At 47.8% G+C, this 20,371-nt stretch carries 12 protein-coding genes and 1 pseudogene; 10 read left to right on the top strand and 3 right to left on the bottom strand.

Going from position 1 to position 20,371, the window contains the following annotated elements:
* Positions 1-20: 20 nt before the first annotated feature.
* Entirely contained in the window at positions 21-1,712 is a 1,692-nt protein-coding gene (locus tag QP860_RS08915; RefSeq protein WP_070616391.1) for a sulfatase family protein, read from the bottom strand.
* A 26-nt stretch (positions 1,713-1,738) separates the two neighbouring features.
* Positions 1,739-3,025: a cation:proton antiporter gene (locus tag QP860_RS08910; protein WP_284912589.1), complete on the bottom strand. Its 1,287-nt coding sequence runs from the start codon at positions 3,023-3,025 to the stop codon at positions 1,739-1,741.
* Between the two features lie 200 nt (positions 3,026-3,225).
* Between QP860_RS08910 and QP860_RS08905 the strand changes: the two genes are divergently transcribed.
* The 3 genes from QP860_RS08905 (at position 3,226) to QP860_RS08895 (ending at position 5,970) form a co-directional block, all read left to right on the top strand.
* Positions 3,226-4,299: a threonine aldolase family protein gene (locus QP860_RS08905; RefSeq protein ID WP_284912588.1), complete on the top strand. Its 1,074-nt coding sequence runs from the start codon at positions 3,226-3,228 to the stop codon at positions 4,297-4,299.
* A 35-nt stretch (positions 4,300-4,334) separates the two neighbouring features.
* On the top strand, positions 4,335-5,321 hold the full coding sequence (locus tag QP860_RS08900) for an alpha/beta hydrolase (RefSeq protein ID WP_070616396.1): 987 nt from the start codon (positions 4,335-4,337) through the stop codon (positions 5,319-5,321).
* Positions 5,322-5,400: 79 nt separating this feature from the next.
* Entirely contained in the window at positions 5,401-5,970 is a 570-nt protein-coding gene (locus QP860_RS08895) for a YdcF family protein (RefSeq protein ID WP_083294255.1), read from the top strand.
* Positions 5,971-6,084: 114 nt separating this feature from the next.
* Here QP860_RS08895 and QP860_RS08890 read toward each other — a convergent pair whose 3' ends face one another.
* Entirely contained in the window at positions 6,085-6,690 is a 606-nt protein-coding gene (locus tag QP860_RS08890; RefSeq protein WP_070616399.1) for an SOS response-associated peptidase, read from the bottom strand.
* Between the two features lie 114 nt (positions 6,691-6,804).
* On the opposite strand from QP860_RS08890, the gene QP860_RS08885 reads away from it, so the two are divergent.
* The 7 genes and pseudogenes from QP860_RS08885 to QP860_RS08855 form a co-directional block, all read left to right on the top strand.
* Positions 6,805-7,332, top strand: a complete 528-nt coding sequence (locus tag QP860_RS08885) for a hypothetical protein (protein WP_070616401.1) — start codon at positions 6,805-6,807, stop codon at positions 7,330-7,332.
* 658 nt (positions 7,333-7,990) lie between these two features.
* Positions 7,991-9,241 carry a YkvI family membrane protein gene (locus QP860_RS08880; RefSeq protein ID WP_083294308.1) on the top strand — a complete coding sequence of 417 codons (1,251 nt, stop codon included), beginning with the start codon at positions 7,991-7,993 and terminating at the stop codon, positions 9,239-9,241.
* Between the two features lie 159 nt (positions 9,242-9,400).
* Positions 9,401-10,246, top strand: coding sequence for a MetQ/NlpA family ABC transporter substrate-binding protein (locus QP860_RS08875; protein WP_070617143.1), 846 nt, complete (start codon positions 9,401-9,403; stop codon positions 10,244-10,246).
* A 435-nt stretch (positions 10,247-10,681) separates the two neighbouring features.
* A pseudogene (locus QP860_RS08870) lies at positions 10,682-11,517 on the top strand (MetQ/NlpA family ABC transporter substrate-binding protein).
* A 23-nt stretch (positions 11,518-11,540) separates the two neighbouring features.
* The gene (locus QP860_RS08865; RefSeq protein ID WP_284912587.1) at positions 11,541-12,374 is read left to right on the top strand and encodes a MetQ/NlpA family ABC transporter substrate-binding protein; all 834 of its coding nucleotides are present in this window, start codon (positions 11,541-11,543) and stop codon (positions 12,372-12,374) included.
* 16 nt (positions 12,375-12,390) lie between these two features.
* Positions 12,391-13,599, top strand: a complete 1,209-nt coding sequence (locus tag QP860_RS08860) for a M20 family metallopeptidase (protein WP_070617146.1) — start codon at positions 12,391-12,393, stop codon at positions 13,597-13,599.
* Between the two features lie 339 nt (positions 13,600-13,938).
* Positions 13,939-20,371, top strand: a 6,433-nt coding sequence (locus QP860_RS08855; RefSeq protein WP_284912586.1) for a Rib/alpha-like domain-containing protein, incomplete at its 3' end; no start/stop codon positions are given.

The raw sequence follows: 20,371 nt of genomic DNA, 5'->3' as shown, positions 1-20,371 counted from the left end.
TAGAGATTATCTTTATAGTTCTAGTCCTTATCCTTAAGGGCAGAATTCTTGTCCAATTCCTCCTGGCTGATTTGTCCCTTTTCTACGGCTGCCTGGTTAAGGCCTTGGACATAGTCTTCATAGTCTGGCATGAAGGCGACTTGTTCCCAGTCACCGGTCGGTAGGTCGGCTTGGTTGGTTTGAGGCTCACCAGGCGTTGATCGGCCTTCCTTGATGTAGTCGACCAAGGCTTGGCTCAATTCAGTCACAACATCCGGATGGTCGTCGATAACATTGTGGCTTTCGGAGAGGTCATCGCGCAGGTCATAGAGTTCGCTTGCTTGGAAGGTTTCTTTATAGCTGTCCACATTGCGGTCATAACTGCCTAGGCCGCCATCTTTGACCATGATGAGTTTCCAGAAGTCACGGCGAATGGAGAAGCCCCCGTTACCAGCTGAATGGATGATGTCTTCACGGATAGCCTGGTCCTCACCCTGCCAGAGGGGGAGGTTGGAGTAGCTATCTTCAGCGACATTATCGCGTTTGTCCTCACCGAGGATATCGGCGATGGTGTTGTAGAAGTCGGAGTGGGAGACCATGTGGTTAGAAACCGTGTTGGCTTCAATCATTCGCGGATAGGTCACAATCGTAGGTTCCCGGTGGCCCCCTTCCCAGATATGCATCTTATGCCCGCGGAGCCCATTACTTGGGTCGTGGCCTTCTTCTTCCTTCAAGCGGTCAATATCGACAATCGGAGAGGCCCCATTATCGGAAGTAAAGATGAATAGGGTGTCTTCGTAGATGCCAGCTTCCTTGAGCTTGTCGGCTATTTCACCGACATAGGCATCCAGTTGGAGGACGAAATCGCCGTAGTCACCGATCCCTGACTTACCGCGGAAACGTTCTTGAGGAATAATCGGACCGTGGACCAGGTGGTTAGGATAGTAGAGGAAGAAGGGGGCATCCGCTTCAATCATATCATCTAGGACGTCTAGTGCCTTGGCCTGCATTTGGTCTGGGACATGGTAGGGGCTGTGCTCAGGGGCTATCACGCCGGCTTCGATGGAGCGGTTGGTTTCAGGCTCAACCCGAGAAATATTATGGTCCCCGGCCATGTATTCAGGTTGGTAGAGGGCCCGGTCATTCTCGATGATGGTAAAGGGGCCTTGGTCCAGACTGGCTGCCGTCCCGTAGAAGTAGTCGAAGCCATAGTTGAGCGGCCCGAATTTAATCGGTTGGCTATAATCGATGTCTGTTCCCCGGAAGATGGGTTCCGCTGTGGCATTGCCGAAGTAAGGGCGGCCCTTCTGATAGTCCGCCTCTTGCTCGCGGTACTTGTCTCCGTCGACACCATAGCGCTCATAGTCTTTGTGGTCCTTTAAGGTCCATTCCATCCCCAAGTGCCACTTACCGATGGCTGCTGTTTGATAGCCGTGGTCCTTGAGCATTTGAGGGAGGGTGCGCCGGTCTTTCTCAATCAGACTTTGGGCGTCGCCAGGGATGACAATACTCTTGAGCTGAGACCGCCAGTTGTAGCGGCCGGTTAAGAGCCCATATCTTGAGGGCGTACAGAGGGCGCTGGTGGCATGGGAATCAGTGAAGCGCATGCCGTCCTGAGCGAGGGCATCAATGTGTTCGGTATGAATCTTGGACTCAGGGTTGAAGGCAGATACGTCACCCATTCCTAAGTCGTCGGCAAAAATTAAAATAATATTTGGTTTCTTTTGAGTCATTAGAAGTCCTCCTTTAAATTTAAATGTTAATAATCGTAGTAGCGAGTATCCCGACTCTGTGTGCAATAAGAGGTGTCCTCGTTCACATAGTCATCATCGTCTTCGGCTTGGTCCGTTTCGTCGGCCCATTCATAGGCCTTCTTAGCCATGAGTACAGCGATAATCTCATTGATTAGAGCAGCAGCAGGGATGATGATCTGGATACTGGCGCCGAGGTCACTGGCTGCCTGACCAATTGCCTGGGCTGCCATGGAGGAGAAGACGAGGGAAATACCGGAATGGGGCATCATGGTTAAGGCCAGGTATTTTTGGACGCTGGGGTCTGCTTCGATGCGCTTACCTCCCAGATAAGACCCAATAAAGCTTCCAAGTAGGCGGAAGCTAATATAGGCCAAACTCCAGACGCCAGCTTGGACGAGCAAGCCAGGATCGAGTGGGGCAGCGAGGTTCAAGATGATAAGCAAGAGTCCAGCTGATTGGATGGGGCTAAAGTCATCACTTAGGGCTTCGCGTTGGTCATCTGAAATACCGTTGACCAGGGCGGCTGAGAAGGCGGCTCCCAGGATGATGTAATTGGCCATGGGGCTAGGGTAGAGCCAATGGTCAATTGCTAGCATGATAGCAGTCGTCAATACAATAGTCGTGAGGAAGCGACCGATACCTGATTCTTCCGCTCCGGATAAGAAACGACCGGCTAGATAACCTAGGCCGACACCGATCAGTATCGGAAGGACCATCATCAAGGACAGGTTGAGTACAGCCGAAGTTGAAGCCTCAGTCACTTGTGATTGGACGACCGAAATGAAGAAATAGAAGATGATGTTTACTAAGAGGGTATTCATGACGGTCATGGAAACAGTTGTCCGTGAGAGTGGCCCATCTGTCTTGTATTCGTTAATGACTGATAGCACGGGGGCCGGGGCTGTGGCCATGGCGATAACCCCGAAAATAATGGCAATCAGGAAAGGCACCCCTATCCAAGAGAAAATCAAGCCAAAAGCTAGGCTGACCATCAGGAAAATACCTAGCATCTGCCAGATAGCGAGTTTAAAGATGGAAGTCCCAACTTTTTTTATTTTACTTACGATTAAGTTGGACCCAATCATGATACCGACAATGACTTGGGCCAGGGTCGCCAAGAGTTGGAAGGCGGGGTGGCCAGTGATGCTCTCGTGAAAAAGATTGAGCAGGTTAGGACCCACAACCATGCCGCATAGGAGCCAGCCTAGGATGGCAGGAAGTTTGATTTTTTGGATTAAGCGGCCTGCTCCATAGACCAAGGCAATGGCTAGAAGAAAACGTAAAAATGGCATAAAAAACCTCCTTTTTTGATTTAAAGTATAAAAATAACCTATCTTTACTCTAACATGAATTGCGTGAAAATTCTGTTCTAAGCTCTTGTGAATAAAGGTTTTTTTATGATAGAAGAGTAAAAAACTGATTAGACATCCTATTATTTATACATATAATTTTAAGAAAAGGAATTAAAACTTAAAATGAGAGGTGGCTCAATATGTTTTCTTTTGCCTGTGATTATTTAGAGGGGGCACATGAACGCTTGCTCAGTCGTCTGATGGAAAGTAACCGTGACCAAGTGCCAGGCTATGGGCAGGACCCTTATACGCATCAGGCGGTCCAAGCCATCCGGCGTGCTTGTGCTTGCCCTGAAGCAGAAGTTTATTTTACGGTAGGAGGGACCCAGACCAATAAGCTGGTAATTGATAGCCTGCTGACGGACTACCGCGGGGTGGTGGCGGCAGATACCGCCCATATCAACACCCAGGAGACCGGGGCTGTTGAATCCTGTGGCCATAAGATCCTAAGCTTAGCGAATGACCAGGGTAAACTGTCAGCTGACCAGCTCCAGGCCTATCTGCAAGCCTTTGAAGCTAATCCCAACCGCGCCCACATGGTGGCTCCGGGCATGGTTTACATCACTTATCCAAGTGAACTCGGCACCCTCTACTCTAAAGCAGACTTGCAAGCCATCTACCAGGTCTGCCAGGCCCACGACCTGCCCCTCTACATTGACGGGGCCCGGCTCGGCTACGGCCTAATGAGTCCTGAAGCCGACCTGACCCTGGCTGAATTGGCTCACTTGTGCGATGTCTTCTATATTGGGGCCAACAAGATCGGTGCCCTCTGTGGGGAAGCTGTAGTCTTTAGCCAGAGGAAAGCACCGGCCTATTTCCCCGCCCTGGTGAAAAAACATGGGGGCTTGGTCGCCAAGGGCCGCCTGCTCGGCATCCAATTTGAGGAATTATTTAAGGATGGCCTCTACTTTGACTTGAGCCGGCATGCGGTCAAGCAGGGCCTGACTGTCAAAGAAATATTTGCGGAGGCGGGCTATAGCTTCTATACGGATTCCTATACCAACCAACAATTTGTCTGCCTGTCGCCAGCAGAAGCCGAGCGCTTGGCTGATTATGTCGGCTTTAGCGTCTGGAATCCAGACCTTGATGGCCAAGTGGTCCTCCGCTTTGTCACCAGCTGGGCCACGACGGATGCCGCACTTGAAGAGCTCCGCGATGCCCTCAAGCAAATTGCTATTAATAAAAAGTTTGAAGAGCGAGCTTTAATTGTTTAAAATATAAATTATTAAACAATATAAGGAGCGATCAGTTGAAAGAAAAAAGAAGAAAAGGCTGCCTGTACGGTCTAGTCATAATTTTGCTTCTCTTGGGCTTGGCTACTTATGGGGTAGGCTCTTATTTCGTGAATTATGCCCTGGTCCCCCAGCAAGGGGCAGAGAACCGTGAAGAAGTGGTTGATCGGTCAGCGGACCAATTGGTGATTGACCGGGCCCGGGATAAGGAAGAAGAAGAGCGGGCGATTTGGTTAGACCAAGTGGGTGAGCGACGCCAGCCGGTGACCATCCAGTCAGTAGACGGCTTGAAGCTCTACGGCCACCAGATTAAGCAGGACAAAGCCAACCAGCGCTGGGTGATTATCGTCCACGGCTACCAGTCCAGTGAAGACGAGTCTAATCTTCTGGCCAGGCACTTCGATGAGGCCGGCTATAATGTCTTGACATACAGTCAACGTGCCCATGCGTCCAGCCAAGGCAAGTATATCGGGATGGGCTACTTTGAGAAGGACGACCTCTTAGCCTGGACCAAGTGGTTGGTCAAAGAAGACCCGGAAGCGGAAATTGTCTACCATGGTACCTCCATGGGTGGGGCAAGTGTCCTGATGGCCTCGGGTCTGACCCTGCCCAAGCAAGTTAAGGCCATTGTCTCGGACTGTGCCTATAGCTCAACTTGGGATATCTTTGCTTCAGAATTGAAATGGCGCTTTAATCTCCCAGCCTTTCCCATCCTCTACATGGCAGAATTCATGGGCCGGCTCCAAGCGGGCTACGATATCCGCTGGGCTGAACCCAAGGACTATGTGGCTAAGAGTGAATTGCCCATTCTCTTTATCCATACCGAAAAAGATGACTTCGTGCCAGTGGAAATGGCCCAGGAACTCTATGCCAGTAAGAAGCAGGGACCTAAAGAACTCTTCCTCCTTCAAGTAGGCGGCCATGCCGAAGCTAAGTTCCAGTCAGGCTATTATGAGCGGATTGAGGCGTTTTTGGCGAATTATTTAAGCTCAAACAGGGATTAAAAGGCTCTTGGAGAGCTAAAACAAGCAAAGTCTTCGGAAACTTGCTAGAATAGGGCAAGCGCTGAAAGGAGGGCTTGTCATGTTTTATTTGGGAATCGGATTTCTTGCTATCTTGTTAATGATTGCCCGCCTAGTCTATCTCTATTATCATTTGGACACCGGCCAAATACCCCAGCCAGCTGATATTATTCTGGTGGCTGAGGGGCCGGCACCTGAACGGAGTGACCAGGCTGTGGATCTCTTAAGGGCGGGCTACAGCCAGACGGGCTATCTCTTGGTGTCGCCCCGCCATGCGCGTGAAGATTTTGATATCTTTCCCACTTATGTGAAGAAGGGGGCGCCGCCGGAGAGTCTAGTGGCCGAAGACCAGGCGACTTCTACCTGGACCAATGCGGTGAACAGCCTCGCTATCATGGCCGACCGGGGCTGGACCAGTGCCAATGTGGTGACTAGCGACTACCATATGCGTCGGACCATGCTGACCTTCCGCCGGGCCAACCGCCAGTATGGCTTTGACCTGACTTTTGTCAGTGCCCACCGGGATGGCCACGGCTACCGAGCAACCCCTAATGGCCGCCGCATGGCCCGGATGGAAGTCCTGAAGTGGATCGGCTACCGCCTCTACCTCTACCACTGGATTGATTGGTAGACCATATTAAGCATTCAAAATTAAAGAGACTGGGTCAAAGCTCCAGTCTCTTTTAAATAGCAATTGTTTCAAAAATCTGTTCCAAAAGTCAGTCCTGACTTTTGGAACAGTCTTTTATTCTAAGTCCAGGGTGACCAAGTGGCTGAGCCGGTCGGGGCTGTCCTTTTGCATGGCAAGCTCAGGTGCTTGGCCCCGGTAGTTGGAGGCGTAGGCCCAGTCATTTAGCCAGGGGCGGAGGTCTTCTTTGTGGATGAAATAAGGCATGCGCTGGTGGACGCGGCCGACGACCTGGTCAGCGGCCTGGGTCATGAGGACAGCTTGGGCTTGGCTTTGGCCGTCTGCTTGCGGAAGAACCTGGTAGCAGCCACCCACGAAGAGGACCTCGCTGGCTGAGAAGAGGAAGCGGGTCTTGTCGGCCGACCACTCGTAGAAGGCGGACATGGGGAAGATGCAGCGGCGGTAGCGGAAGGCCTGGGCAAAGGCCAGCTTGTCATTGATGCTTTCCGACCGGGCATTGATAAGAAGCTGTTTTTTCTTGAAACCATCAAAGCCCCAGCGCATACTGGCTACCCGGACCTTGGCTTTTGGATCTAAACCCAAGCAGACCGCCTCTTGGCCGGGATAGACCGTGCCTGTCGCAGCCGTGCTTTCCTGACCCAACTTCTTGTAGAAGTGGGCTAGGAGGGGGTCCTTGAGCTGGTATTCATAGCGTCCGCACATGGAATCGCTCCTTTCCTTTATTTAATCATAACACAGGATTTCTTTTACATAATAATTAACAAAATGTTACAAATGTGTTACAATGAACTTAAGAAGGATAGAGGAGGGATCCCCATGAAAAAGAGTGTTATTGCCAGTGTTGGACTCGCCGCTTTACTGGTGGCCCTCAATGCGCCAGATGCAACGGCTAGTCAATCGCTCGTAGAAATGAATCCGAATGAAGCCAGTCAAGCCTTTATTAAAGAAATTCCAGTCATCAATCAATTGACCGCAGCTCCCCACATTGTCGATATTCGAACCAGTGTCCAAGATATCGCACCAGTTCAAGCCCGTCAAAACCAGGAGATTGCAGCTATCCAACCAGCAAGAGCTCCTGAACAAAACTTACAGCCCACTAAGCCAGCTCCAGCAAGACAAAGGGAAGCTGAACCGATGGAAGAAAAGGCTCCAGCAACCCAAAAGAGCTATCTGATGGGCCCAAGCCAAGATCCTGAGACCGGCCGGACCCAGTACGACTACCGGGTCGACAGCCCCGATGGTCGGGTATCTCATTTGGAAGGTCTCTACCAAGTTGACGAAGCAACAGGCCAGGTCTACCAGATGGATATGCTGACTGGACGATGGGTCTTGCTTGAAGACTAGAACTAGGCCTATGAGTTTGAAGAGTTGGTGACGCAATATTAAAGGCTCATGTTTCTGACAATAAATATTTAAGTTAAAATCTGTTTTTTCAGTTCTTTGCTACTGGTTTTTACGACTAGTAATTAAAGAAAAAATTTGACTACCCAATTATTTTTGAGCAGGAGTGGAGCTTTGAATTTGATCGTTAGCCATGAACAAGCAAGTATCAGGGTGCGAAGGCTAGCGGGAGAAATAGACCTCTGGAGCCAAAAGCCAGAGAAGACTGAAAGTCTTCGGCGGATTTTGGTGAAGAGGAGCTATTTCTGCTAGCCTGAACCCGACTAGATGTGAATTACGGATAGTCGGCGTAAGCCGTTACTAGCCGTTTGAAGCTCGCTAGGCGAGAGACCTTGGCTCGAGCCGATGCCATGGCTCTTTAACGATCAAATTCAAAAGCGGAACGGATGCTCATCAATACGATGGGGTAAAGCGAAGTTGATTCAGGAGTACAATAATTGTACTCCTTTTTCATTGTTACAAAGCTTAAGATAAGCTTAACAATAGGCTTTATTCTTACTTTATAAGCTTAAATCGCATTTGGCTATCTATAAAAAACATAAAATATGCATCTGCATTAATTTTCCTTATAATAGTAAACAGTGTAAGGAAAGGAAGGAATATGAATACATTTAAAAGTATGGTAAAAATTGGTCTCGCCTATCTCGGCGTGATCATCGGAGCAGGTTTTGCCTCTGGGCAAGAAATGTTCCAGTATTTTGTAAGTTTTGGTAAAATGGGGATTTGGGGATTGGTTATCTCCTCTATTCTCTTTATTGTTGGAGGGATCGTCCTCTTGCAATTCGGGAGCTACTACAAGGTCCAAGAGCACAGTGAGGTATTTAACCACATCTCATCACCATTTATTTCCAAAGTGATTGATTTCTTAATCAATATGACACTCTTTTGTACTGGTTTTATTATGATTGCTGGGGCAGGGACAAACCTCAACCAGCAATTCAACTGGCCAATCTGGGCCGGGGCGCTCCTAGTCTCAGCCTTGGTCATTGTGACTGGTTTTATGGATGTGGATAAGGTAACGGGTTTGATCGGGATGGTGACGCCCTTTGTGATTGTCTTCTTACTCGGGATCTTTATCCATACCCTCAATACAATGCCGATTCCCTATGAGGAAGCCATGGCGACGGCAGCTGCCCAAGCGACGACCCTGCCGAACTGGTTGATCTCTACTTTGAACTATACCAGCTTGGCTCTGATGCTAGCCATTTCTATGGCGGTGGTCATTGGGGGCGAGGAATATAGTCCTAAGCAAGCAGGACTTGGTGGCCTCTTTGGTGGGGTCCTCGTCGGCGGCTTACTTTTTGCTTCCTTCTTCTCAATCAGTTTGAATATCGATGGGGTTCTCGGCTCTTCCATGCCGCTATTGACCCTCTTCGATAATTTAGACCCAAGATTGGGAGTGGCTATGGCCATTATCATCTTCGGGATGATCTACAATACGGCTATCGGGATGTACTACGCCTTGGCCAAACGGGTTTCCCGGTCAAAACCAGAAAACTTTACTCGGAATATGATCATCTTGGTTGGGATCGGCTTCGTGCTTTCCTTCGCCGGTTTTGATACCTTAGTGGCCTATCTCTATCCCTTCATCGGCTATTGCGGTTTCTTCGTGATTGCCCTTCTAATTATCCAGTGGGCGATTCGTTACCGCCACATCCACCGGGAAATCCAGGTGCGTGATGAGTTGATTAAGATGGAAGTGGACCGCCAAGATGAGGATTATGAATTTGGCCGGGAAGAAGCGGCTGACATGCGGGCCCTCTACGATGAATCACGGGTCGATAACAAGGAACTCTATGATGAAGTGACCGAACTCGGTCAGACGATGACAGATGACGCAGAGGATAACTAATACTTACACGCAAGAGAAGCCCCAGGGTGGGCTTCTTTTTGTTTATCTAAAGCTTTTTCTCCGCTCTTGTTCCTAGGGCCCGGTCGTGCTAAGATATTCCTAGCAAAATGCGCTGCCTAGCCTAAAGAAGGGGCAGGGGAACTTATGAGGAGGAAGACAATGAAGGGGTATAAAGCACTCTTGATGCTGTTTTTGCTTGCTTTGATCACTTTGACCGGCTGTACTAGTCTGAACCTGGAAAGTGGGAAGCTACCGTCCAGCTCTGCCGAGGATGACCAGACAAGGATTCGCCTAGGGATCATGGGGGATGATACCCGCCTGTGGGAGCCCGTCCAAAAGCGTCTCAAGGCGGAAGGGATTGAGCTCGACCTGGTTAAGATAATGACCTATGACCAAGCCAACAAGGATCTATTAGCTGGCCGTATCGATGCTAATGCCAGTCAAACGCTAGCCTATCTGGACGACTTTAATGGGGACCGCAAATCCAAACTGGCCCCTATTGCCCATACGATGATCAGCCCCCTTGGCCTCTATTCCCATGAGGTCGACAACTTGGATGATCTCAGGGACAAGGCGCGGATTGTTATTCCCAAGGACCCGACCAATGCCGGACGGGCTCTGAACTTGTTGGAGGCTGCCGGTTTAATTACCCTCAAGGAGACCCTAGAAACTTATCCCACTTTAAAAGATATCCAGGATAACCCTAAGGAATTCAAGATTGAACAAGTGGAAGCCTCGAAGACACCACCTAAATTGACCGATGCCGATGCGGTAGTCATTAATACCAACTTTGCCTTGGATGCCAAGATGGATCCTCTTAAAGAGTCCTTGGTCCGCGAAGACTTGACAGAAGAAGAAGCGGCAGCCTATAGCCAAGTGATTGCGGTGAGAGAGGACGAGGCTAGCGATTCCCGTTACCGGAAGCTGGTGGAAGCCTTCCAAGTAGCTGATATGAAAGCTCTGATCCAAGAGACCAGCAGGGGAGCTAGCCAGGCAGCCTGGTAAGTTTAGCTGAAGCTATGCGATCGGCTAAGCCTTTTAGTCATCATTTGATATCGGTATAAGCGATCATAAATGATGAATTTTTGATATCGCGGCCTAGCTTGTTTCCAACAGCTAGCCTATGTTAGACTAAATCTATCATTAATAAAGAGTTCTCGTTGATAAGGAGAGTAAATCTTTCGAACTTTTTAGAGAGGCCCTGGTGGTGGAAGGGGCTAAGTGAAGGAAGATTGAAGATGGCCTTGGAGAGAGGAAGGGCAATCAGAGTTCTTCCCGGCTTAGCTCAGTCGCTAATTGGAGCACCATTCACTTAATAATAGTGGTTGGGTTAAGGGAGCTGAGGCTCTGAATTAAAGGTGGTAACACGATACGTCGTCCTTTGTCTGGTGATAAACCGGGCAGGGGACTTTTTTATTGGAAAGATAAGGAGCGGTTCATATGAAGAGATGGACGAAAGCACTGGTCATTGGGGCGACTGCCCTCCTAGGTCTGACCGCCTGCGCTAACGGGAGCCAAGGCGCTCAGAAAAAGACAGAGACCGTTAAATTAGGCTTGGTCGGAGACGACACCAGGGAATGGGATATTGCCAAGGAGACCCTAGCTGACCAGGGATTAACTTAGAATATGTCAAGTTCTCAGACTACAACCAGCCCAACCAGGCCCTAGCCCAAGGAGAGGTGGACCTCAACGCCTTCCAGACCAAGGTCTACTTGAATAACTTCAATGAACAGTATGGGGCGGATTTAGTAGGGATTGGGAATACAGTAGTGACCCCATTAGCTATCTATTCCGACAAGTATGACAAGATTGAGGATCTACCGGATGGGGCCAAGGTGTCGATCCCTAACGATGTGACCATGGGCGGGCGCTCGCTCATTCTCCTCGAATCAGCGGGTCTGATCGAAGTCGACGATGCAGCTGGGATTACGTCACCCCTCAGTGACATCACTAAGAATGACAAGAATCTTCAGATCGAAGAGATGGATGCCTCACAGACCCCACGCTCTTTAGGGGATGTGGATATTGCTCTGATCAATTCCAACTATGCCGTAGAAGCAGGGCTTAACCCTAAGATTGACGGGATCTTCACCGAACCGATTAATGAGAAGTCAGAACCCTATGTCAATGTTGTCGCCGCCCGTAAAGAAGATGCAGATAATGCCATTTACGCCAAGGTGGTTGACGCCTATCAGACCGATGAAACAGCCAAAGTTATCGATGAAATCGGCAAAGGAGTCAACATTGCCGCCTGGAAAGAATTTGGAAAGAAATAAGCAAATAGAAAGAAGTGAATAAAATGAATAAATGGACTAAAACAGTAATCATTGGACTGACTGCTCTCCTAGGTCTCACCGCCTGTGGGAATGGCCAGGAAGCTAATCAAGAGACGGAAACAGTAAAACTCGGCCTCGTGGGGGATGATACCAGAGACTGGGACAGTGTCCGTGACCGCTTGGCAGATGAAGGAATTAAGCTAGAATACGTCAAATTCTCAGACTATAACCAGCCTAACCAGGCTCTAGCCCAGGGAGATGTTGACCTCAATGCCTTCCAGCACCAGGTCTTCCTGGATAAGTTTAACGAACAATTTGGGACAGACTTAGTTGCGATTGGGAATACAGTGGTTGCTCCACTCGCTATTTATTCCAATAAGATTGATAAGGTCGAGGACTTGGCAGATGGGGCCAAGGTAGCTATCCCGAATGACGTGACCAATGGAGGTCGGGCTCTCATCCTCTTAGAATCAGCTGGTCTAATTGAAGTGGACGACGCCGCTGGAATCACCCCGACCTTGAATGACATCACGAAAAACGATAAGAACTTGCAGATTGAAGAAATGGATGCCTCACAAACCCCTCGAGCCCTCGGTGATGTGGACATTGCCCTCGTGAACTCAGGTTATGCTGTCGATGCGGGTTTGGATCCTAAGACGGATGCCCTCTTTACCGAGCCAGTCGACGAACGGTCAAAACCCTATGTCAATATCGTTGCTGCTCGTAAAGAAGACAAGGACAATCCGGTCTATGCAAAAGTAGTAGACAGCTATCAAACAGATGAGACCAAGAAAGTCATTGATGAGAAGAGTAAAGGCGCTAATCTAGCAGCCTGGGAAGAATTCGGTAAAAAATAAGAAAGGAGCCTGCCTGATGACAGCAGACCAGTTGAAAGAACAGATTGTAGACTTCGTCGACCAACACTTGACGACCTACCAGGAGAACGCTCTCCGTATCCATAGCCAACCAGAGACCTCTAACCATGAGTACTTTGCCCAGGATGTCTTGACCAAGCAATTGGAGGCTGAGGGCTTTAACGTAAAGCGGGATGTTGCCGGCCATCCGACCGGCTTCGATGCCCGCTACCAAGCCGCTAAGGAAGGGCCAGTTCTGGCTTTTCTGGCAGAATTTGATGCCTTAGAGGGGCTGGGCCATGGTTGTGGCCACAACCTCTTCGGCAATTATTCAAGCTTGGCCGCTGCTGCCCTGAAGTCTGTGATTGACCAAGTTGGTGGTGAGATCCGGGTCTATGGGACGCCGGGAGAAGAAGGGGGCGAAAATGGCTCGGCCAAGGAAAGTTTTGTCCGTGAGGGTTTCTTCGATGATGTCGATGCCGCCCTCTGCGCCCATCCGGGATCGGGCAAGCATATTCCCACCAGCCATCTCCTAGCCAATGACCCCGTAGACATTGAGTTCTTCGGCAAGTCCTCCCACGCCACGGCCGCACCCGAAGACGGCATTTCTGCCCTTAGCCCCTTGATCCAGACCTTTGTCGGGATCGACGCCCTCCGCTTCCACCTACCCAAGGACGTCAGCATCCACGGCGTTATCCTGGACGGGGGTCAGGCGGCCAATGTGGTGCCAGACTATAGCCGGGGCCGCTTTTATATCCGAGCTAAGAACCGGAAGACCCTGGACGAGGTCCGCGAGAAGGTGAAGCGGATTGCGGAAGGGGCGGCCCATGGGACAGGAGCTGAGCTCAAGTTCGGCCTCTTCCAGAACAAGGTGGACGATATGATCATTACTGAGAGTTTCGACCGCCTCTTCTTCAGGCAGATCGCCTGGGCTGGACTGACAACAGACGACATCGGGGAAGCTGACAGCCAGGCTCACGGTTCGTCTGATGTGGGCAATGTCAGCTATGCCGTACCAACCATCCAACCCTTCCTGGCTATCTCCAAAGAAAACATTCCTGGACATTCCCAGGCTTTGGTGGATGCTGCGGGATCGGAAGAAGGCCTGGAGTCCATCCGCATTGCGGCCATCCTCCTTGCCTGCACCGCCCTCGATTTAATCCTTGAACCAGATACCCTATCCCAAATCCAAGCCGACCACAAGGAAAGCTTGGCACGAGGCAATTAAGCCACTTGGTAAGGAAGATCATTTCCTGCTTATTTAAGCAGGAGGTGGTCTTTTTATTCGTTAAGGGAAGAACATTTTGATTTATTTATTAGCAAATGATGATAAAAATTATAATAATGAAAACAAAATGGAATACAAAATCACCTGTTTTTAGTACAAAAAGGATTTTTTTTAGTGTTTCATAGAAGAGAAATATAATAATTTGAAACTATAATTATTTTTTGCTTAAATGGTTATAACTGCCCGTGATGATCACATTGGCGGTCATTTTTAAGTCTAAAGTACTTAAGCATTTATTATGTCTATTCGTGAGTTTTTATAAGAAAAGAAGGAGAGTCTATGAAGAGAAAGTTTAGACATGGCGACTTTTTGGAGACGGAACGTAAGACCCGTGTCAAACTTCATAAGTCAGGGAAGAACTGGGTTAGTACTTGCCTGTCGAAGTTTGGCCTTTTACGTTTCTTTGGCAGCCAAGAAGTTGTTGAAGATGTTGAAATTTCACAAGACCTTGACCTCGGCGGCCAGGGCCACTTGTTCAAGGGGCTAACCACCTTGGGAGCCCTAGTTGGTGGGGCTGGACTAACGTCCGCCCAGGTCTCTGCGGATGAACTCCCCACAGAGAAGACCTATGAGAAGGAAACCCTAGCTGAAGCAGAAACAGCGGAACTATCGGCTGGATCTGAAGCACCAGGCCAAGATATAGTGAGTGAAACAGCAACTGGTCAAGAAGATGAAGCATCTTTAAGCGAATCTGCTTCCATCAGCGAATCGCTCTCAATTAGTGAATCACTGTCAATTTCTGCGAGCGAGTTGGCTTCTATCAGTGCCTCAGAATCTGAATCCGCTTCAGCCAGTGGATCAAGCTCTGACGCAGCTAGTTTGTCTGAAAGTGCGGAAACTTCGACTTCTGAAGGATACAAAGCGAGTGAGTCTGAATCAGAGGCAAGTTCTGAAACTGAAACAAGTGATAAGGCAGCTGAAGACAGTCAATCTGCCGATGAAGCAAGCCGTGAAACCGTTCTAGAAGACCAGTCCGCCGCTGATCAAGCACCACAAGCTCAGGCTCAAACACGTCTTGAAGCGGGAACAAGCAGCCAGGTCTTTAATGTGGACCAGGCTCGTTTTGACCTGGATACAGCAGTCAATCCAGTCATTGCCCAGAATGGTGCGGAAGTAACTGCTCTGGCTGGTGCAGCAAGTGTTCAAGCCAATGGTAAGACCCAGGACGAAGCGGCACGTGAAGATGAGAATCTCCAAGCAGGCTTAGAACGTTCGACTGCCCAAGAAGATGACCGCAGCCAAGCAGGTTACTATGCAGCTGTAAGCAATCTCGCAGGCAATAAGGCACAGGTCAAGGAAGACCTAGAAAAAGCTCTAGCTCATAATGATGGAGCAGCTAGTGATTTAGCTTTCTACAAGTCTCGAATCGACGCTGCCAACACCATTGAAAAAATTGGTGCGGTAGTCAAAGAAGCTCAAACAAAATATCCTGCGGCTAATGTAGAGCCTCAAGAGGAAACCGCTGAAGAAAAAGCGCAGAAGGAAGCGGAACTTAATCGCATCAAAGAGTCTGCTAAAGCGAGCGCCAAGACCATCCTCGACGCCCGGACCCAAGCCACAAATTCGCAAGCCACTAGCGCTGATCCAGACCATGTGGCAGCCGTCCAAGCTAAGATCGATGCTGCCCAATCCACGGCAGAGGTCGATAAGATTATCTCTGACCTCAACGATTCAACCACAGCAGATACCATCTTAACCCCTAAGACCGACCAAGACGGCCGCAAGTATTTTGAAGATGAAGCTACAGGTAAGAAGTATTATCTAGAGCCTAACTGGGATGAGCAGTCTATTAAAGGACAGGGCCTTTCGCGTTGGCCATTAGAAGATGGTCAAGAATTACGAGTAGTTAATAATATATCAGACCCAGTTGGTTCTTATCAGCTGAACTATAAGGGATATCATGAAACTCCAGATGGCGATGTTGTTATCGATATGGTTTATTCGTTTTTCTTAAGATCAGCTAATGTCTGGGATCAAGTAAACTTGAAAGTGTCAGATGAGTTAGAAAAACGGGTTGATTGGACTAAGTCTTATTATAGTGGTAGAAATGGCATAAAACGCTTTTCAAATGGTAATTCATCAACAGATAAACTGATGCGGTTTATTGATATGGAACAAGGTACATTTGCTCAGCATACGCCAATAAAGCTGTATTTAAGAAATACCACTCGAGAAGAATTAGATAATATTGATACAACGATTCAAACTCGAATCCTTGATAGGAGAAGCAGAGTCTATACGCGCTATATGGGCGGAACTAGCGATTCAAATATAGAACTGACAGGGTATGGCTCCTATACATCCGCAGCTTCCATACCAAGATTAGATGAGACAAATTTAAAAACAGGCTTATCTCCCTACTTACAAGTAGTCAGCAGCTTCCTGGCTGATCAAGCTCCATCGTTTATATCAAGCCAAAATAATGTTTCATATAAGCCTTCAGAGAATAAATTATATATCGCTACTCAGACGGTCAAAGGAGCAACTACCGCAAATGAAACACAAAATGGTAATTCATTTGCATATCGTTTAGCTTTTGACAAGTCGCTGCTTGATGTTTTAAAAGATGATGAATTTGGCTATATTGGTTACGTTGAACCATCGAAAACATCTGGAGCACAAGCCGGAGTGAATCCAAATCAGACTCGAACAGGATTTACTCGAGACCAAGTAAATGTAGTTGGCAATATGGCATATGTTATTTATGCACCTAATGATTTTGATTCTAATTCGGAAACTGGTCAAGTCATTTATACTGAAGGTGACATGAACGGTTTCACAGATAATTTAGGAAATCGTTTGTCCGATCAAATTTTTACTTTAACAACATTAAATATAGATTCGGATAATCTTAAGAGTTTATACCCAACAATTAATGGCCAAGAACCAGAAATGACTTCTATAGATGTGCATACTTCTTTCTTGTTAGAAACTCCAAAGGGTATTGATCGCTTGAGTATTTTGACTACAGATGAAGGAATTGCTAGAGAAGGAGAAACTGTTGAAATTCACTTTGCAAAGCCTCTTAATGAAGGAATTAGTGGTAGTGAATCAGGGGTTAACTTAGCAGAAACAGCGAATAAACTAGCTATGAAGCTTGGCGACGCACCAATTTTTGGTAATTTAGGAATTTATCCTAACTCAACAGGCGGTCGTGGAGTCTACGATCGTTACGACTTTGACGTTTCTAATGGTGGGAAAACTTATACTTATACTATGCCCTATGATATTAAAGTGAATCCCGGCACAGAAATTAAGTTATTTACAGGGCAATTAGGAAATCTAGTTAATAACTCTGGTGAAATTTATATTGGTGGCAAAAAGGTTGCTGACTTTGGTGAAGGACATGCTGAAAAGAGTTTTGCTCCGAGAATGCTAATTGGTACAGAAGTTCAGTCGTCTGCTCTTCTTGACCGTACTCAATACATGCCAGTAGTTAAGGACATGTATGACTTTGATAAGATAATTACGGGTTATACCTATGTCCCTAACCAATTAGTTGAGATTTCATATATTGATGCTAATTCTGGACAAACGCGTTACGTAAAAACCTTGTCTAGCGATACCGCAGAACCAGGTGCAACATATACGGTTGAAGGCGATAAGACCTATCCAGAGCTAGGTAAAGGACTGTACAAGTTCGAATACTCTATTTCAGATACTGATCACGTTGTCAAGGACTCGCCAATCGTTGCAAGATCCTTTAATTACACAATTGCTAGTGCTGAACAGGAAAGAGCATTATCTGAAGATCAAGAAGCCATCCAAACAGCTGTAGGTTCAGATGCGGTTATCGCCCGCGTTCTTATCCAGGTGACTTACGACCTCAATAATCCTAACGGGACCTCTGTTCGTCACGTGATGACTTACGCTGCGCCAGTAGAAACTAATGATGCAGCAGGCAACACGACAGCCATCGAGAACTCCGATGTTCCTCGTAACGAAGACTTCTCCAATGAAGTGGGCTACACCAACAACGGTCTTGAAGGCAATATGGCCAAGGATCCGACCTTGGAAGGTTACCGTTTCTTAGGCTGGAATACCGCTCAGGATGGTTCAGGAGAATACATTACTCGGGAAACCGCCTTCCAAAACTCAACCACCGTCTATGCCCAATGGCAAAAAGTTACCATGGCTGAAGAATTCGAGCCAGGTTATGACAATGTTTCTGTTGAAGAGGGTAAAGCTGACACCGTCGCTGCACCAACCTTCATCAAGAACGGTCAAGTGGCTCAGCCAGAAGTTAGCCAATTCACAACAAGCGAAGCAGGTGTCACCGTCAACGCTGACGGCTCAATCACTATCCCTGCAAGCTTTACTGAAGGCAAGGCTGGCCAAAAGGTTCAAATTCCAGTCACCATTACTTATGCGGATAACACAACAGATACCGTCAATGTCTATGTTGACATTACCCGCAAGCCTGAGAATGAACTCTATGATCCAACTGTAACACCAGTTGAGAAAGACTATGGTCAAGCGCCAACTGAAGATGAGATCAATAACGCGGTAACTGTACCTAATTACCAAGAAAATCCATCTTATCCAGGTAAAACGCCAACCGTAAAAGTTGATGATCCAAGTGCTTTACCAGACGGCAACAGTCCAGGAGTTCATGAAGTACCTGTAACTGTGACTTATCCAGATGGGACGACAGATCCAGCAACGGTAAAAGTGATTGTTGATAATCCAAACAATGAAACTTATCAACCAACTTACCCAACTGGACAAGTAGAATCAGGTGAAAATCCAACATCAACGACTGTAACTCCAAGCTTCAGTGGTGAAATTCCAAATGATCCAAAAAATCCAACTGGTCCGAAGACCCATCAAGATAATGTGACACCACCAGCTGGTACAAGCTTTACTTTTGGGGATGGGAGTACGAACTGGACTGATCCGAACACTGGAGATACAGCAATGATCGATCCTAATACTGGTCAAGTGACCTTTACTCCGGGTAAGGGACGTCCTGAAGACGGTACGGTAACGATTCCTGTTGTGGTTAATTATCCAGATGGAACAAAAGATGATACTAAGGTTACAGTAAATGTGACGAAAGATAACAATAGTATTTCAAACAGTGAATCTGTTGTTCAATCTGAATCTCAGAGTGCTTCAACCTCAGCAGTTGAAGAGTCACAGTCAGTAAGTGCTTCACAAAGTGCTTCAACTTCAGCAGTAGAAGAATCACAGTCAGTGAGTGCATCACAAAGTGCTTCAGCTTCAGCAGTAGAAGAATCACAGTCAGTGAGCGCGTCACAATCTGAATCTAGCTCAGTATCTGCGAGTCAATCCGAAAGCTCGTCAGTAAGCGCATCACAATCAGAAAGCTTGTCAGTAAGTGCGTCACAATCTGAGTCCAGCTCAGTAAGCGCCAGCCAATCCGAAAGCTCGTCAGTGAGTGCGTCACAATCTGAATCAAGTTCAGTAAGCGCCAGCCAATCCGAAAGCTCGTCAGTAAGTGCTTCGCAATCTGAATCTAGCTCAGTAAGCGCCAGCCAATCAGAAAGCTCATCAGTAAGTGCTTCGCAATCTGAATCTAGCTCAGTATCTGCGAGTCAATCAGAAAGCTCGTCAGTAAGCGCATCACAATCAGAAAGCTCGTCAGTAAGTGCGTCACAATCAGAGTCAAGCTCAGTGTCAGCGAGTCAATCTGAAAGTTCCTCAGTAAGTGCTTCGCAATCAGACTCTAGCTCAGTGTCTGCAAGTCAATCCGAAAGCTCGTCAGTGAGTGCGTCACAATCTGAATCAAGCTCAGTAAGCGCCAGCCAATCTGAAAGCTCGTCAGTAAGTGCGTCACAATCTGAGTCAAGCTCAGTATCTGCGAGTCAATCTGAAAGCTCGTCAGTGAGCGCTTCTCAATCTGAGTCAAGCTCAGTGTCTGCGAGTCAATCTGAAAGCTCATCAGTGAGCGCTTCACAATCTGAGTCAAGCTCAGTGTCTGCGAGTCAATCCGAAAGCTCGTCAGTAAGTGTGTCACAATCTGAATCTAGCTCAGTATCTGCGAGTCAATCTGAAAGCACCTCAGTAAGCGCATCACAATCAGAGTCTAGCTCAGTATCTGCAAGTCAATCTGAAAGCTCGTCAGTGAGTGCGTCACAATCTGAATCGAGCTCAGTATCTGCGAGTCAATTTGAAAGCTCCTCAGTAAGTGCTTCGCAATCAGAGTCTAGCTCAGTGTCTGCAAGTCAATCCGAAAGCTCGTCAGTGAGTGCGTCACAATCTGAATCAAGTTCAGTAAGCGCCAGCCAATCTGAAAGCTCGTCAGTAAGTGCTTCGCAGTCTGAGTCTAGCTCAGTGTCTGCAAGTCAATCTGAAAGCTCGTCAGTAAGTGCGTCACAATCTGAGTCCAGCTCAGTAAGCGCCAGCCAATCTGAAAGCTCGTCAGTAAGTGCGTCACAATCTGAATCGAGCTCAGTGTCAGCGAGTCAATCTGAAAGTTCCTCAGTAAGTGCTTCGCAATCAGAGTCTAGCTCAGTGTCTGCAAGTCAATCCGAAAGCTCGTCAGTGAGTGCGTCACAATCTGAATCAAGCTCAGTAAGCGCCAGCCAATCTGAAAGCTCGTCAGTAAGTGCTTCGCAGTCTGAGTCTAGCTCAGTATCTGCAAGTCAATCTGAAAGCTCGTCAGTAAGTGCGTCACAATCTGAATCTAGCTCAGTATCTGCGAGTCAATCTGAAAGCACCTCAGTAAGCGCATCACAATCAGAGTCTA

It is taken from the genome of Aerococcus sp. UMB1112A (assembly GCF_030230715.1).
In the GTDB taxonomy this organism is placed as follows: Bacteria; Bacillota; Bacilli; order Lactobacillales; family Aerococcaceae; genus Aerococcus.
The sequence above is the reverse complement of the archived record's forward strand: the minus strand, read 5'-3'. Positions and strand labels throughout refer to the sequence as shown.